Origin of the sequence: Micromonospora sp. RHAY321, from assembly GCF_023896955.1 — a bacterium.
Classification (GTDB): Bacteria; Actinomycetota; Actinomycetes; order Mycobacteriales; family Micromonosporaceae; genus Micromonospora.
This window is the reverse complement of sequence record NZ_JAMHIW010000011.1, coordinates 171,855-187,815: the sequence shown is the minus strand read 5'-3', so window position 1 is coordinate 187,815 and position 15,961 is coordinate 171,855. Positions and strand designations below refer to the sequence as shown.

Genomic DNA, 15,961 nt, shown 5'->3' with positions numbered 1-15,961 from the left:
CGGGGGGATGGTCCGATGGCGGGCCGCATGGTGGTCGGTTCCGCCGCACTGGTCGATCTGGTACGCCCGGCGAGCGCACCCGATCAGGTCGGCGGCCACCGGGTGCTACCGGTGGTGCCCGAGCTGACCGGTCTGCTGCCCAACCGGGGTCTGCGCCGGGGCAGCACCATCTCGGTCGCCGTCGGCCAACCCCGGCGCAGCGGCGGCACCTCGCTGGTGCTGGCCCTGCTCGCCGAGGCGTCCCGGGCCGGCTCGTGGTGCGCCGTGGTCGGGGTGCCGACGTTCGGCGCGGGCGCGGCCGCCGAGCTGGGCATCGCCCTGGACCGGCTGGCCCTGGTGCCGAATCCCGGCCCGGAGTGGGCCACCGTGGTCGCCGCGCTGATCGACGGGGTGGACGTCGTGGTCACCGCCGTGCCGGCCGCGGTCTCCGCCTCGGTCGCCACCCGGCTGGCCGCCCGGGCCCGGCAGCGGGGCAGCGTGCTCGTCCCGTACGGCCGGTGGGACGGCGCGGACGTGACGTTGCAGGTGGTCCGTGGGGTCTGGGAAGGGCTCGGGCCGGGCCGGGGCCGGCTGCGCCGTCGGGAGGTCACCGTCTCGGCGCGCGGGCGCGGGGCGGCCGCCCGGCCCAAGGAGATCAAGGTCTGGCTCCCCGGCGACGAGCTCACCCGGGTGATCCCCCGTACGGTGCCGTCGACCGTGGGCCGACCGGCCGTGTCGCTCGCCGGCCGGCCCCGCCCGGTGGCGGCGGTCGGTGACCGGGCCCGCACCGGCACCGCCCGACCGGGCGCCCTCACCCTGGTAGACCCGGCGTGACCGTGCTCGCGGGGCGTGGCACCCCGGCCGAGTGCGGCACGGGAGGTCCGGGGTGACGGGCTCACCGGTCCGGACCCTGCTGCTGTGGTGCCCGGACTGGCCGGTGCTCGCCGCCGAGATCGTCGACGGGGTGCCGGCCACCGGCCCGGTCGCCGTGCTGCACGCCAACCGGGTGGTCGCCTGCTCCGAGCGTGCCCGCGCCGAGGGGGTGCGCCGGGGGCTGCGCAAACGGGAGGCGCAGAGCCGCTGCCCGCAGCTCACCGTCGTGGAGTACGACCCCGGCCGGGACGCCCGGGCGTTCGAGCCGGTGGTCGCCGCGGTGGAGGAGCTGGTCGCCGGCGTCGAGGTCGTCCGTCCGGGAGCCTGCGCGGTGGCCGCCCGCGGCCCGAGCCGTTACCTCGGCGGCGAGGAGGCGGCCGCCGAGCGGATCATCGAGCACGTCGCCCAGTCGTGTCTGGTGGAGAGCCAGGTCGGCGTCGCCGACGGTGTCTTCGCCGCCGGGCTGGCGGCCCGCGCCGGGCGGGTGGTGGCGCCGGGCGGGACGCCGGAGTTCCTGGCCGGGTTGCCGGTCGAGGCGCTCGCGCGGCCTGCGCTGGCCGACCTGCTGCGTCGGCTGGGGGTGCGGACCCTCGGCGACTTCGCCGCGTTGCCGGCCGGCGACGTGCTGGCCCGGTTCGGGTTCGACGGCGCTCTGGCCCACCGGCTGGCCGGCGGGCGGGACCACCGTCCGCTCGCCGTCCGGCAGCCGCCGGCCGACCTGACGGTGACCGCCGAGTACGACGAGCCGGTCGACCGGGTCGACGCGGCGGCGTTCGCCGCCCGTGCGCTGGCCGAGCAGCTGCACGACCGGCTGGCCGGGCACGGGCTCGCCTGCACCCGGCTGGGCATCGAGGCGGTCACCGCGCACGGGCAGGAGTTGCACCGGGTGTGGCGGCACGACGGTCTGCTCACCGCCGCGGCCATCGCCGACCGGGTGCGCTGGCAGCTCGACGGCTGGCTCTCCGGCAGCAACGGCCGGGCCGGCGCCCGACCGGCCCGGCCGACGGCCGGCATCATCCGCCTGCGGCTGGTCCCGGACGGGGTGATCGCCCAGGCCGGCCTGCAGTCGGGTCTCTGGGGGGAGACCGGCGAGGAGCGGGAGCGGGCGCACCGGGCGTTGAGCCGGGTGCAGGGCATCCTCGGCCCGGAGGCGGTGGTCACCGCGGTGCTCGGCGGCGGGCGCTCCCCGTCCGACCAGGTGCGACTGGTGCCCTGGGGCGACGAACGCCTCCCCACCCGTCCCGGCCCGCCACCGTCGGGTGAGCCGGCCGCCGGTCGAGGTGGGGGCGCCCCGCCGTGGCCGGGCCGGCTGCCGCCGCCCGCGCCGGCCGTGGTGTTGAGCAGTCCGCTCACCGCGACCGTGCACGACGCCGCCGGTGAGCCGGTCGTGGTCAGCGCGCGCCTGGCGGTGAGCGCGGCGCCGGCCCGGCTCACCGTCGGCACCGCCCGGCCGGTGGAGATCGTCGGCTGGGCCGGCCCGTGGCCGGTGGACGAGCGGTGGTGGGCCCCGGCCGAGGCTCGGCGTCGGGCGCGGTTCCAGGTCTCCCTGGCCGACGGCACCGCCCTGCTGCTGGCCGTCGAGGCCGGCCAGTGGCTGGTGGAGGCGATCTATGACTGAGCGGCGCGCACCGGTCGCCGTCCAGGCCGCCCGGGGTGTGGTGGCGGGCCGATGAGCTTCCACAACCCGAAGATGCCCTGGTCGGAGCTGGAGGGGGTGCTCTCCGGGCGGTCCGGCGACAACCGGGGGAGCAGGGGCGAGCGGCACCTGCAGGTCGTGGACCCGCTCGCCGTGGACGCCGACGGCGGCGACTCCCCGGCCTGGAGCCGCAAGCGCCAGCACTACGAGGCGCCCGAGCTGGCCCGCCCCGACGGTGTGGTGCCCTACGCGGAGCTGCACGCGCACACCAACTTCAGCTTCCTCGACGGTGCCAGCCACCCGGAGGAGCTGGCCGAGGAGGCGGCCCGGCTGGGGCTCACCGCGCTCGCCGTCACCGACCACGACGGCTTCTACGGGGTGGTCCGCTTCGCCGAGGCGGCCCGCGCGCTGGCCCTGCCGACCATCTTCGGCGCGGAACTCTCCCTCGGGCTGCCCGGTCCGCAGAACGGCGAACCGGACCCGCACGGCGCGCACCTGCTGGTGCTGGCGCACGGCCACGAGGGGTACGCCCGGCTGGCCGCCACCATCGCCCGCGCCCAGCTGCGCGGCGGGGAGAAGGGCCGCCCGGTCTACGGCGAGCTGGAGGAGGTCGCCGCCGAACTGCGCGACCACGTGCTGGTGCTGACCGGCTGCCGCAAGGGGCACGTGCCGGCGGCGCTGCTCACCGAGGGCGTCGACGCGGCGGCCCGCGAGCTGGACCGGCTGACCGCGCTCTTCGGCGCGGAGACGGTGGCGGTGGAGCTGACCGACCACGGCCACCCCGTCGACGCCGACCGCAACGACGCGCTCGCCGAGCTGGCCGCCGCGGCCGGGCTGCCGACGGTGGCCAGCAACAACGTGCACTACGCCAGCCCGGGCCGGCGGCGGCTGGCCACCACGGTCGCCGCCGTCCGCGCCCGGCGCAGTCTGGACGAGATCGACGGCTGGCTGCCCGCGGCGGCCACCGCCCACCTGCGCAGCGGCGCGGAGATGGCCGCCCGGTTCGCCGCGTACCCGGGGGCGGTGGCCCGAGCGGCGGAGTTCGGCGCCGAGCTGGCCTTCGACCTCCAACTGGTCGCGCCGCAGCTGCCGGCGTACCCGGTGCCGCCGGGGCACACCGAGATGAGCTGGTTGCGGCAGCTGACCGCCGACGGCGCGCGGGAGCGCTACGGCCCCCCGCAGGCGCACCCGACGGCGTACGCGCAGCTCGACCACGAGCTGAACATGATCGAGGAGCTGGGTTTCGCCGGCTACTTCCTGGTGGTCTACGACATCGTGACGTTCTGCCGTGAGCAGGACATCTACTGCCAGGGCCGGGGTTCGGCGGCCAACTCGGCGGTCTGCTACGCCCTGCGCATCACCAATGTGGACGCCGTCCGGCACCGGCTGCTCTTCGAGCGTTTCCTCGCCCCGGAGCGGGACGGCCCCCCGGACATCGACGTGGACATCGAGTCCGACCGCCGGGAGGAGGTGATCCAGCACGTCTACACCCGCTACGGCCGGGAACACGCCGCCCAGGTCGCCAACGTGATCTCCTACCGGCCCCGGTCGGCGGTGCGGGACGTGGCCAAGGCGTTCGGCTTCTCACCCGGTCAGCAGGACGCCTGGAGCAAGCAGATCGACCGGTGGGGCTCGGTCGCCACGGTCGACGTCGAGGACATCCCCGAGCAGGTGGTGGAGTACGCCAACGAGCTGCAGACGTTCCCCCGGCACCTGGGCATCCACTCCGGCGGCATGGTGATCTGCGACCGGCCGGTGATCGAGGTCTGCCCGGTGGAGTGGGGGCGGATGCCCGGGCGCAGCGTGCTCCAGTGGGACAAGGACGACTGCGCCGCGGTCGGGCTGGTCAAGTTCGACCTGCTCGGCCTCGGCATGCTCTCCGCGCTGCACTACGGCTACGACATGATCGGGTCCCGGCTCGACCTCGGTGACATGACGCTGGACGACCCGGAGGTCTACGACATGCTCTGCCGGGCCGACTCGGTCGGGGTGTTCCAGGTGGAGAGCCGCGCGCAGATGGCCACCCTGCCCCGGCTCAAGCCCCGCGAGTTCTACGACCTGGTGGTGGAGGTGGCGCTGATCCGGCCCGGCCCGATCCAGGGCGGCTCGGTGCACCCGTTCATCCGGCGTAAGAACGGTCAGGAGCCGGTGACGTTCGCGCACCCGTTGATGCGCAACGCGCTGGAGAAGACCCTGGGCGTGCCGCTGTTCCAGGAGCAGTTGATGCAGCTCGCCATCGACCTGGCCGGCTTCGACGCGGCCGGGGCCGACCAGTTGCGCCGGGCGATGGGCGCGAAGCGTTCGGTCGAGCGGATGGCGCGGATCGCCGACCGGCTCTACGCCGGCATGGCCGAGCGGGGCATCACCGGCGAGCTGGCCGACGACGTCTACCGCAAGCTCACCGCGTTCGCCAGCTACGGCTTTCCGGAGAGCCACGCGATGAGCTTCGCCTACCTGGTCTACGCCAGCTCCTGGCTCAAGCGCTACCACCCGGCGCCGTTCCTGGCCGCGCTGCTGAACGCCCAGCCGATGGGTTTCTACTCCCCGCAGACCCTGGTCGACGACGCCCGTCGGCACGGGGTGGAGGTACGCCGCCCGGACATCAACGCCAGCGGGGCGAAGGCGGTGCTGGAGTCCACCCCGGACACCCGGTGGGGCAGCGGGCCGGGGGAGCCGCCGCACGCCTGGGGGCTGGGCGGTCCGGCGGTCCGGCTCGGGCTGGCCAGCGTGCGTACCCTCGGCGCCGAGGTGGCCGAGCGGATCGAGGCCGAACGGGCGGCCGGCGGGCCGTACCGGGACATGCCGGATCTGGCCCGGCGGGTCGGTCTCACCGCCGGGCAGCTGGAGGCGCTGGCCACCGCGGACGCCTTCGCCTGTTTCGGGTTGACCCGGCGGCAGGCGCTCTGGGCCGCCGGCGCGGCGGCCCAGGACCGGCCGGGCCGGCTGCCCGGCACGGTGACCGGCGCGGCGGCGCCCACGCTGCCCGGGATGGAGGCGGTGGACCGGCTGGTCGCCGACGTGTGGGCCACCGGGCTGTCGCCGGAGAGCCACCCGGCGCGGTTCATCCGGGGTCAGCTCGACGTGCTCGGGGCGGTGCCGATCGCCCGGCTCGGCCGGGTGGAGCCCGGGCAGCGGATCCGGGTCGGCGGCATCGTCACCCACCGGCAGCGGCCGGCGACCGCGGGCGGGGTCACCTTCCTCAACCTGGAGGACGAGACCGGGATGCTCAACGTCACCTGCTCGCCGGGGCTGTGGCAGCGCTACCGGCGGGTGGCCCGGACGAGCGCCGCGCTGGTGGTCCGGGGGCGGTTGCAGCGGCACGAGGGGGTGACCAACCTGGTCGCCGACCGGCTGGACGCGATCGAGCCGCCGGTCAGCCCCGCCTCCCGTGACTTCCGGTGACCACCGGCAATTTCGATCACCTCACGTTTGAAAGTTCGGAGATGAGGAGAAGTGCAGGTCGCGCGGGCAGGGCCGCCCGCGCGAGTTCGGGAGGGTCTCATGTCACGGATACTGCGGGCGACCGCGTTCGCCGGGGTCTTCGCCCTGACGCTCACCGGGTGCGGGGGCGTCGGCGGCGACAGCGGCGCGGGGGGCGGCACCGCCACCAAGGGCACGCTCAGCACCATGGGTTTCGGCTTCTCCGACGAGATCGCCACCACCCGCGTGGACGCGTTCAAGCGCGACCACCCCGACGTGGACCTGAAGGTCACCGAGGGCGCCTTCGACGAGCAGCAGTTCCTCTCCGCGGTCGCCTCGGGCAACCCGCCGGACCTGGTCTACATGGACCGCAAGCTGATCGGCACGTACGCCAAACGCGGCTCGATCCAGCCACTGACCGACTGCGTCAAGAAGCAGGACATCGACCTGGAGCAGTACCGGCCGGCCGCCCGTGCCCAGGTCACCCTGGACGGCACCGTCTACGGCATCCCGGAGTTCTCCACCGTCCGGGTGGTCTACCTCAACGAGGGGCTGCTCAAGCAGGCCGGGATGACCGCCGACCAGGTCAACCTGGGCGACTGGGCCGCGCTGCCCGGGCTCAACGCCAAGCTGGCCTCGGTCTCCGGTGGCCGGCTCTCCCGGATCGGCATCGACCCGAAGATCCCCGAGTTCCTGCCGATGTGGGCCAAGGCCAACGGCGCCGACATGCTCTCCGCCGACGGCCGCACCGCGAAGCTGGACGACCCGAAGGTGATCGAGGCGCTGACCACCGGCGTGAACCTGATCCAGCAGCAGGGTGGCTGGGGCAGGTTCAAGTCGTTCCGGGACACCTTCGACTTCTTCGGCGCCCAGAACCCGCTGTCCAAGAACCAGATCGTGGCCTGGCCGATGGAGGAGTGGTTCCTCAACCAGGCGGCCAAGAACACCCCGACCGCGGAGCTGGTGGTCAAGCCGTTCGTGGACCGGCAGGGCAAGCCGCTGACCCAGTCCGCCGGGCAGGCCTGGGTGATCACCAAGGGCGCGAAGAACCCGGACGCCGCGTGCGCGTTCGTCAAGCAGATGACCGCCACCGACACCTGGGTGGCCGCCGCGAAGGCCCGGGCGGACGCCCGCAAGGCCGCCGGCCAGGCGTTCACCGGCGTCTACACCGCCAACGCCGAAGCCGACAAGAAGATCTTCGACGAGCTGTACCAGCCGACCGGCAACAAGCGCTTCGACGACGCGGTGGCCACCATCCGCTCGGTGCAGGACGCCGCGTTCGCGATGCCCGCCTCGCCGGCCGGCGCCGAGTTCGACAAGGCGTACTACGACGCGGTCAACCGGGTGCTGGCCGGCCAGGAGCAGCCCGCGGCGGCGTTGCAGCGGGCCCAGCGGGAGGCCACCGCCGCGCTGGACAAGGCCGCGAAGTAGCTCGGGATGGCCACCGTCACCGCTCCCGCCCCGGGCCGGCGTCGCCGTACGCCGCTGGCCCGGCGGGAGGCCCGCTGGGCGTACCTCTTCCTGGCGCCGTGGATCATCGGGTTCCTGATCTTCTACGCCGGGCCGATGGTCGCCAGCCTCTGGTTGAGCTTCACCGAGTACGACGTGATCAACCCGCCGGAGTACACGGGCCTGGACAACTACCGGGAGCTGATGAGCGACCCGGCGGTGGCCCGCAGCCTCGGCAACACGGTCTACTACACGGCGCTGCACGTGCCGCTGGTGATGCTCATCTCGCTCGGCCTGGCGCTGCTGCTCAAGCGGGTCGGCCGGTTGCAGGGCTTCTTCCGTACCGTCTTCTACCTGCCGGTGATGACCCCGGCGGTGGCGGTCGGCATCCTGTTCCTCCTGCTGCTCAACACCCAGGACGGCCTGATCAACCGGGCGCTCGGCCTGGTTGGGATCGCGGGTCCGAGTTGGACCACCGACCCGCACTGGGTGATGCCCGGCATCATCCTGATGAGCCTGTGGAGCCTCGGCTCGACGGTCATCATCTACCTGGCCGCGTTGCAGAACGTGCCCCGTGACCTGTACGAGGCGGCCGCCATCGACGGCGCGGGCGCCTGGGCCCGGTTCCGCTCGGTCACCCTGCCGATGATCTCGGGCGCGCTGTTCTTCACGCTGATCGTCAACACGATCGCGTCGCTGCAGATGTTCACCGAGGTCTACACCATGTACTTCGGCAACCGCGAGACCCAGAACTCCTTCAACAGCGACGCGGCCAGCTTCTACGTCATCCACCTGTTCCAGGAGGCGTTCCAGTTCCTGCACATGGGCTTCGCCTCGGCGATGGCCTGGTTGCTCTTCGTGATCATTTTGGTGATCACCCTGGTGCAGGTGAAACTCAGCAACCGGTTCGTGTACTACGAGGGAGAAGACCAGTGACTTCGATGATCGGCCACAACGGCGTGGCCAACGCGCGACGGACCCGACTGACCTCGGGTTGGGTGCCCGAGCAGCACACCGAGCCGCGCGAGTACGAGATCACCGACGGCCCGGTGGCCAACGCCCGGCGGTCCCGGGCCGAGGAGGATCCAGCGGCGGGGGAGCAGTCGTGACCACCGCCGTCGAACGCAGCGCCGTCGCACCGGTGTCCGGCCTCGAGCCGGACCGGGCGGCGGCGCGCCGCCCGGCCGTGCAGGAGGACGCCCGGCGGCCCCTCTGGCACCGGGTGCTGTTCGTGGCGGCGCTGGTCGGCGCCGCGGTGATCTTCATGCTGCCGTTCGTCTGGCTGGTCAGCGCCTCGCTGCGCCCCCGCGAGTACGTCTTCGCCCCCGGCTTCCTGCCCACCCCGTTCGCGCCGGAGAACTACGCCGAGGCGTGGCGGGCCGTGCCGCTGCTGACCTGGTTCGGAAACAGCGTGGTGGTCGGCGTGGCCGCCGCCGCCGCGGTGACCCTCTCCAGCGCCTGGGTGGCCTTCGGCTTCGCCTACTTCCGCTTCCCGGGCCGCAACCTTCTCTTCGGGCTGGTGCTGGCGACCATGATGCTGCCGTTCGCGGTCACCATGATCCCGACGTACCTGATCTGGTCGAACCTGGGGCTGACCGACACCCAGGTGCCGCTCTGGGCCGGCAACCTGTTCGGCTCGGCGTTCTACATCTTCCTGCTGCGGCAGTTCCTGCTCTCGCTGCCGCGTGAATACTTCGAGGCCGCCCGGGTGGACGGGGCGAGCTACCCGCAGCTGTTCTGGAAGCTGGCCTTCCCGTTGATCCGGCCGGCGCTGCTGGTCGCCTTCGTCTTCGAGTTCAAGGCCAGCTGGACGGACCTGCTCAAACCGCTGATCTACCTGCGCAACGAGCAGCTCTACACCCTGCCGCGCGGGCTCAAGGTGGTGCTGGACCGGTTCGGCTACGGCGGCGAGCAGCAGTGGGAGATTGTGCTCGCCGGCAGCGTGCTGGCCACCGTACCGATGATCATTCTGTTCTTCCTGGCCCAGCGGCACTTCGTCGAGGGCATCGCCACCACCGGTCGCAAGGGCTGACTGGACCGGGTGACTAGGCTCGACCGGGTGGAGCAGACCCGAGGCCGGTTCGCCGGGCCGCCGCTGACCCCCCGTACCGCCGTGATCTGGTCGGTGCTCCGCGCCGAGCTGGACCGGCGCGGCGACGCCGAGCTCACCGTGCTGGACGTGGGCGGCGGCACGGGCGGCTTCGCCGTCCCGCTGGCCCGTGCCGGGCACCGCGTCACCGTGGTCGACGCCAGCCCCGACGCGTTGGCCGCGCTCACCCGCCGGGCCGCCGAGGCCGGGGTGGCCGACCGGATCGCCGCCGTGCAGGGCGACGGCGACGCCCTCGCCGGGCTGGTCGAGCCGGCCGGCGTCGACCTCGTGCTCTGTCACGCCGTGCTGGAGGTCGTCGACGACCCGGCGCCGGTGGTGGCCGCGCTGGCCACCGCGCTGCGTCCGGGCGGCGCGGCCAGCGTGCTGGTGGCCGGTCGGGCCGCCGCCGTGCTGGGCCGTGCCATGAACGGCCACCTGGACGTCGCCACCACCCTGGCCTCCGACCCGGCCGGCACCGCCGGGCCCCGGGACACCCTGCGCCGGCGCTACGACGCCCCCGGCGCCGCCGCGCTGCTCGCCGCCGCCGGGCTGGTGGTCGAGGAGATCCACGGGGTACGCGTCCTGGCCGACCTGCTGCCGGCCGCGGTCGCCGACGGGCAGCCCGCCGCCCTGGTCGAGTTGGAGCTGGCGCTCGCCGCCCAACCCCCGTACCGGGACCTCGCCGCCCAGCTGCACCTGTTCGCCCGCCGGCCGGCATGACCGCCCCGTCGGGTGGCACCCCCGCGCCGCTGGCCGTCCTCGGTCCGGACCACGGCGGAGGTCGCCTCACCGATGTGCTGCCCAGCGCGCTCGCCGTGCTGGGCGTCCCGGGGTCGGCCGACCCGCTCGGGCTCGTCCCCGCGCTGACCGGCGTACGCCGGATCGCCGTGCTGCTGGTCGACGGGCTCGGCTGGTACCAGCTGCCGACCGCCGCGCCCTACGCGCCGACTCTCGCCGGGCTCGCCGCGACGGTGGCCCGGCCACTCATCGCGGGCTTCCCGTCCACCACCCCGACCAGCCTGGTGTCGCTGGGCACCGGCGTCGCGCCGGGCGCACACGGGGTGCTCGGCTTCACCGTGCGGGTGCCCGGCACCGAACGGGTGCTCACCCACACCGACTGGGCCGCCGACCCGTCGCCGCTGCGCTGGCAGCCGGTGCCCACCCAGCTGGAGCGGGCCCGCGCCGCCGGGGTGGCGGTGAGCGTGGTGAGCCGGCCGGAGTTCGGTGGCAGCGGGTTGACCCTGGCGGCCAACCGGGGCGGTGACTTCCGGGGCGCCACCGGCGCGGACGGGGTGGCCGCCACCATGCTGGCCGCGCTGACCGCCGGTCACGGGCCCACCCTGGTCTCCGGCTACCACGCCGACCTGGACCGGCACGGCCACGTCAGCGGGGTCGACTCGGCGCCGTGGCGGATCGCCGCCAACGAGGTGGACCACCTCCTCGCCCGCCTGGTCGACGGGCTGCCGCCGGACGCCGCGCTGCTGGTGACGGCCGACCACGGGCAGCTCAACGTGCCCGCCACGCACCGCTTCGACCTGGACACCGACCCGCGGCTGCGCGACGGTGTGCGGCTGGTGGCCGGCGAGGCGCGGGTGCGCTACCTGCACGTCGCACCGGGCGCGGTCGACGACGTGGTGGCCGCCTGGTCGGCGGTGCTCGGCGACGCGGCCCGGGTGCGCACCCGCCACGAGGTGGTGGCGACCGGCTGGTTCGGGCCCGTGCCGGAGGAGCACCTGGGGCGCATCGGGGACGTCGTGGTGATCTGCAACGACACGTACGCGGTGCTGGCCACCCGCACCGAGCGGCCGATGGCGTCCCGGCTGGTGGCGTACCACGGGTCGGACACGGCCGCCGAGCTGACGGTGCCGCTGCTGGTCGTCCGCGGCTGATCCGCGTTGCGGTCCGGCCCGGTGGTCGCTGGTGGTGTCGTACTCCCGGGTTAACCTGCCGGGATGGGCCGCAGTCAGTCGTTGCCCCGGGGCGGCGATCCGCGCTTCGGGCCGGACGCCGACGACTCCGACAGCCCGATCCTGCACGTCGACATGGACGCCTTCTTCGCGGCCGTCGAGGTGCGCCGCCGGCCCGAACTGCGCGGCAAAGCGGTCATCGTCGGCGGCGTCGGGCCGCGCGGCGTGGTCAGCTCGGCCAGCTACGAGGCCCGCCGTTACGGCGTACGCAGCGCGATGCCGACCAGCCAGGCGCGTGCCCGCTGCCCGCACGCCGTCTACCTGCCACCCGACTTCAGCGCCTACACGGCCGCCTCGCGCGCGGTGATGCAGATCTTCCGGGACGTCACCCCGCTGGTCGAGCCGCTCTCCCTCGACGAGGCCTTCCTCGATGTGACCGGCGCCCGCCGGCTGTTCGGGTCGCCGGCCGCCATCGCGCGGCTGATCCGCCGCCGGGTCGCCGACGAGCAGGCGTTGACCTGCTCGGTCGGGGTCGCACCGAGCAAGTTCCTGGCCAAGCTGGGCTCCACCCGGGCCAAGCCCGACGGCCTGCTGGTCGTGCCACCCGGTCAGGTGCTCGACTTCCTGCACCCACTGCCGGTGGACGCCCTCTGGGGCGTGGGGGAGCGGGCCGCCGAGACGCTGCGCCGGTTCGGCCTGGCCACCGTCGGCGACCTCGCCGAGGCCCCGTTGGGCATGCTCCGCCGGGCGGTCGGTGCGGCGTCGGCGGCGCACCTGCACGAGCTGGCCTGGGGGCGGGACCCACGCCGGGTCAGTCCCGAGCACGTGGACAAGTCGATCGGCGCCGAGGTGACGTTCGACGCCGACGTGGCCGACCCGCTGGAGATCCGCCGCGCCCTGCTCGCCCTCAGCGCGAAGGTCGGTGTCCGCCTGCGCGGCTCCGGGCAGGTGGGGCGCACCGTGTCGCTCAAGGTGCGGCTGGCGGACTTCCGCACCGTCAACCGCTCCCGCACCCTCGGCGTGCCCACAGACACGGCCCGCGAGATGTTCGACACGGTCTGGGCGCTCTACACCGCGCTGGACCCGGGCGAGCGGATCCGGCTCGTCGGCGTCCGGGTGGAAGGGCTCGCCCCGGCGCAGGGGGCGCCCCGGCAGCTCACCCTCGGCGCGCCCGAGCGCGGATGGCGGGAGGCGGAAGCTGTCGCGGACGCCGCCGCTGCCCGATTCGGGCGGTCCGTCATAGGTCCGGCCAGTCTGTTAGCCGACCGTGACAGCCGTCGAAAGGAAAATCCGCCCCACCCATAGGTCGTCCCGCTTTCCGACGCGCGACCCCCCTCGTAGACTTGCGGGTAAGCAGCCGGTTGGCTGCCACGGTCTGTCGGCCCGAGTGGGCCCGACCAACGTGACCGGGGAGGAGTGCCGTGCCGCTCTCGGAGCACGAGCAGCGGCTGTTCGAGCAGATCGAGCGGTCGCTTGCCGAGGACCCCAAATTCGCCTCGGCCGTGCGCGCCAGCGATCCGCGCTTCCACGCGCGGCGTCGCCTGCTCGTCGCTGCCGGCGTGATCATCGCTGGCTTGGCTCTACTGGTCTATGGCGCGGTGATCAAGACTCCACCGCTGGCGGTGGCGGGCTTCGTCGTCATGCTGGCCTCGGCCGCGTTCGCGGTGCAGTCGCACCGGCGCGCGCAGTCACCCGACCTGCACGTGGTCGGCGGCACGACCAGTCGTCGCCGTCCCCGGGGCGGTGGCCGATCCGGTCGCCGGCCGTCGATCCTGGACCGCATGGAGGACAGGTGGCGGCAGCGCCCGGAGGGGCACCGCTGAGCCCGTCCCGCCACTGAGGCGGGCCGTACACCGCGACGAGCGGGTCGCCGGGAATCAGCCCCGGCGACCGCTGTCGTATCCGCACGCCCTGGCCCGGCGTGCCCTCGTCTCGCATGCCCTCGTGCCGCGTGCTCTCGTCTCGCATGCCCCTCATGCCGCGTGCTCTCCTGCTGCGGCGTGCCGGGCCTCCTCGTGCTCTCATGCCCGCGACGGGGTGGGCGAGCGAGGGTCCGGACGGGCGACGGTCGGGCCGGGGCGACGGTTCGTGGACCGTCACCCCTGCCCGACGGGACGTCGCTCAGCGAGCCGCCCGGTCGGCCAGCAGCCGACGCGGATTCCAGCGCAGCAGCCGGTACCGGGCCCGCCCGGTCAACGCGACCAGCCGGCCGGAGGTGTCCGCCAGGGCGATCCGCCAGCGCTGCAACACCGACGGCGGCAGCACGGCGGCGAGCAGCCTGGTCCGCCGGTCGGCCTGGGCGGCCAGCGCGCTGCGGACCGCCCGCAACGCCGGTAGCAGCCGCTCACCGGTCAGCGGGTCCCGCGCGTAACGTGCCCGCTCCTCCGCCCGGCCGAGCAGTCGGGCGGCGCCGACAGCGGCGGTGTCGGCGGTGAAGGTCTCCCGGACCAGCCGGTCCGCGGTCGCCCGGGGCGTCTCGGTCCGGTCGACCCGGACCTTGAAGTCCACCAGCGTGTCGAGCAGTTCCGCCCAGGCGGCGTGCGCGTCCGCGCGGGCCGCGTCGGCGTCCACCCTGACTACCATCACCGGGGCCCCGTCGACCGGGGCGGACTGGTTGGCGGTGGCGGCCGCCGCGGCGGCCTCCGCCCGGGCACCCCGCCGTCGGCGCAGCGCCAGCCGACGTAGCGCCGGCACCGCCAGCAGTGCCAGCAGGACCAGGACACCCGCCGCCCACCAGGGCCACACCGGTGCCTGCTCGGTCGGCGTCTCGCCGCCGAGGGAGAGCCCGCTGTCGGTGTCCCGGTCGGCGTTGTCCGGACCGGCCGGGCCGGCCGACGCGTCCGGGCCCGCCGGGGTGTCCGTGGTGCCGGTGTCCGGGCTGGTCGGTTCCGGCGCGTCAGTGTCCGGCGCCCACGCCGAACGGGTGGAGCCGGGCACCCCGTACGTCGGGGTGGCGTCGAACGGCACCCAGCCGACCCCGTTGAAGTAGACCTCGGTCCAGGCGTGCAGGTTGAGGTTGGTCAACGTGTAGGTGTCGCCGTCGCGCTTGCTGCCGTTGGTGAACCCGAACGCCACCCGGGCCGGGATGCCGGCCGCGCGGACCAGCCAGGCCATCGCGGCGGCGTACTGCTGGCAGTAGCCGACCTTGTTGGTCAGGAAGTTCACGATGTCCTGGCCGCTGCTGCCGCTCTCGGTGCTGAGCCGGTAGCTGAACCCGTTGTCCGCCGAGAAGTGCTGGTAGATCGCCAACACGCGGTCGTAGTCGGTGCGCTTGCCCTGGACCAGCCCCTTGACCAACTCCTCCACCTCGGGCACCGGCGCCGGCGTGGCGGTCAACTGCCGGCGGACCGGGTGGTCGGCCGGCAGCGGCTGCGCGGCGCGCAGCGCCGCCGGGGTGTACGTCGAGCGGATGTAGTCGAACGAGTACTTCTTGCCCCGGGAGTTCTCCCGGTTGGAGAAGACGACCTGCTGGTTGGGGTCGTAGAGCCAGTTGCCGTTGAGGTCCTCGGTGCGCACCGGCTCCGCGTACACCGGCAGCAGGGACATGCTCAGGCTCTTGGTGACCTCGACGGTGGCCCGGTACGGGGTCTGCTGCACCCCTCGGCCGGCACGCTCGCCCGGGTCCGGGAGGTCCCGGTTGGCCGGCCGGCCACTCGGGCTGCGCGCCTGGAAGCCACCGGGACGCAGCTCGTCGGCGACGGCGTAGCGCAGGTAGAACGGGGTCGGCTCGGACGTGGTCACCTTGACCAGGTCGCTCACCTCGGACTGGTTGAGCTGGCCGGCGAGCGAGGCGAACAGGTCGATGCGGCCCGACGAGCCGGCGCCCGCCCGGCCGTTGCCGGTGCCGTTGCCCGTCCCGCCTCCGAGGGTGTCGAGCAGCCCACCGGTCATGCCCGGCACGGCCAGCGGCAGCGCCACGGCCAGCGCGACCCCGACCGCCGCGAGCCGGCGACCGGCGGCGGCCAGGGGCGAGGCCTCCCAGACGTCGACGTCGCGGCCGTCACCGGTGAAGCGGCGGCCGAAGCGGCGTACCCGGTCGACGTTGTCGGTGACCAGCAGCCAGAGGTACCCGGCGGCACCCACCACGAACGGCACCGCGGGAACGCTGTCCACGTAGACGGCGACGGGCACCGAGTAGATGGCGAGCATCGGCAGCCCGGCCAGCGCGGGCCGGCGCAGCCCCACCGCCAGCACGTCCACCAGCACGGCCACCCCGCCGACGCCGAGCACGGTGATGAACAGCAGCGGGTCGGTGTCCGGCACCTCGACGCCGTACGAGCGCATGTCCTGCATGGAGCCGGTGAACAGGTCGGCGAAGTGCCCGAACGTGGTCGGCGTCGGCAGGAAGGTGAGCAGCTCCGCGCCGCTGGGGAACAGCCAGGTCAGTGCGAGCACCAGGGCGGCCAGCATGCCGAGCACCTGACCCCACAGGGGTGCCCGGACGAGCCGGGTCAGCGCGGCGACCCCGGCCACCACGGCGACCGCGATCGCGGACTGGATCAGCCACGTCCAGGTCTCGAAGATGGCCGACAGCGGTGCGGCGGCGAGCAGCGTGGCAGCGGCCGCCACCGCGCCGATGTTCCGACTGGCGATCATGAGGGGGACCTT

12 protein-coding genes are annotated in these 15,961 nt (G+C 74.1%); 11 read left to right on the top strand and 1 reads right to left on the bottom strand.

Annotated elements, in window-relative coordinates:
* Window positions 1–15 precede the first annotated feature (15 nt).
* From M8C17_RS22385 to M8C17_RS22335, 11 genes are all read left to right on the top strand, one after another.
* Window positions 16–813 carry a hypothetical protein gene (locus tag M8C17_RS22385; RefSeq protein ID WP_252418493.1) on the top strand — a complete coding sequence of 266 codons (798 nt, stop codon included), beginning with the start codon at window positions 16–18 and terminating at the stop codon, window positions 811–813.
* Between the two features lie 52 nt (window positions 814–865).
* Window positions 866–2,470, top strand: coding sequence for a DNA polymerase Y family protein (locus M8C17_RS22380; RefSeq protein WP_252418484.1), 1,605 nt, complete (start codon window positions 866–868; stop codon window positions 2,468–2,470).
* A 51-nt stretch (window positions 2,471–2,521) separates the two neighbouring features.
* Window positions 2,522–5,890: an error-prone DNA polymerase gene (locus M8C17_RS22375; protein WP_252418483.1), complete on the top strand. Its 3,369-nt coding sequence runs from the start codon at window positions 2,522–2,524 to the stop codon at window positions 5,888–5,890.
* A gap of 99 nt (window positions 5,891–5,989) precedes the next feature.
* Window positions 5,990–7,339, top strand: a complete 1,350-nt coding sequence (locus M8C17_RS22370) for an extracellular solute-binding protein (RefSeq protein WP_252418482.1) — start codon at window positions 5,990–5,992, stop codon at window positions 7,337–7,339.
* 6 nt (window positions 7,340–7,345) lie between these two features.
* Window positions 7,346–8,293 carry a carbohydrate ABC transporter permease gene (locus tag M8C17_RS22365; protein WP_252418481.1) on the top strand — a complete coding sequence of 316 codons (948 nt, stop codon included), beginning with the start codon at window positions 7,346–7,348 and terminating at the stop codon, window positions 8,291–8,293.
* Window positions 8,290–8,466, top strand: a complete 177-nt coding sequence (locus tag M8C17_RS22360) for a hypothetical protein (protein ID WP_252418496.1) — start codon at window positions 8,290–8,292, stop codon at window positions 8,464–8,466. Before M8C17_RS22365 ends, M8C17_RS22360 begins: the two co-directional genes overlap by 4 nt.
* Entirely contained in the window at window positions 8,463–9,389 is a 927-nt protein-coding gene (locus M8C17_RS22355) for a carbohydrate ABC transporter permease (RefSeq protein WP_252418480.1), read from the top strand. Before M8C17_RS22360 ends, M8C17_RS22355 begins: the two co-directional genes overlap by 4 nt.
* 9 nt (window positions 9,390–9,398) lie before the next feature.
* Window positions 9,399–10,166, top strand: coding sequence for a methyltransferase domain-containing protein (locus M8C17_RS22350; protein WP_252418479.1), 768 nt, complete (start codon window positions 9,399–9,401; stop codon window positions 10,164–10,166).
* Window positions 10,163–11,335 (top strand): alkaline phosphatase family protein, encoded by a 1,173-nt coding sequence (locus M8C17_RS22345; RefSeq protein ID WP_252418478.1) that lies wholly within the window; start codon window positions 10,163–10,165, stop codon window positions 11,333–11,335. The genes M8C17_RS22350 and M8C17_RS22345 overlap by 4 nt, the downstream gene beginning before the upstream one ends.
* Window positions 11,336–11,398: 63 nt before the next feature.
* Complete coding sequence (locus tag M8C17_RS22340) at window positions 11,399–12,658, top strand: DNA polymerase IV (RefSeq protein ID WP_252418477.1); 1,260 nt, start codon at window positions 11,399–11,401, stop codon at window positions 12,656–12,658.
* Window positions 12,659–12,774: 116 nt separating this feature from the next.
* Window positions 12,775–13,176, top strand: a complete 402-nt coding sequence (locus tag M8C17_RS22335; RefSeq protein WP_109819242.1) for a DUF3040 domain-containing protein — start codon at window positions 12,775–12,777, stop codon at window positions 13,174–13,176.
* Between the two features lie 298 nt (window positions 13,177–13,474).
* Here the strand turns inward: M8C17_RS22335 and M8C17_RS22330 are convergent, their stop codons facing one another.
* Window positions 13,475–15,949, bottom strand: coding sequence for a DUF3488 and transglutaminase-like domain-containing protein (locus M8C17_RS22330; protein WP_252418476.1), 2,475 nt, complete (start codon window positions 15,947–15,949; stop codon window positions 13,475–13,477).
* Between the last annotated feature and the right edge of the window lie 12 nt (window positions 15,950–15,961).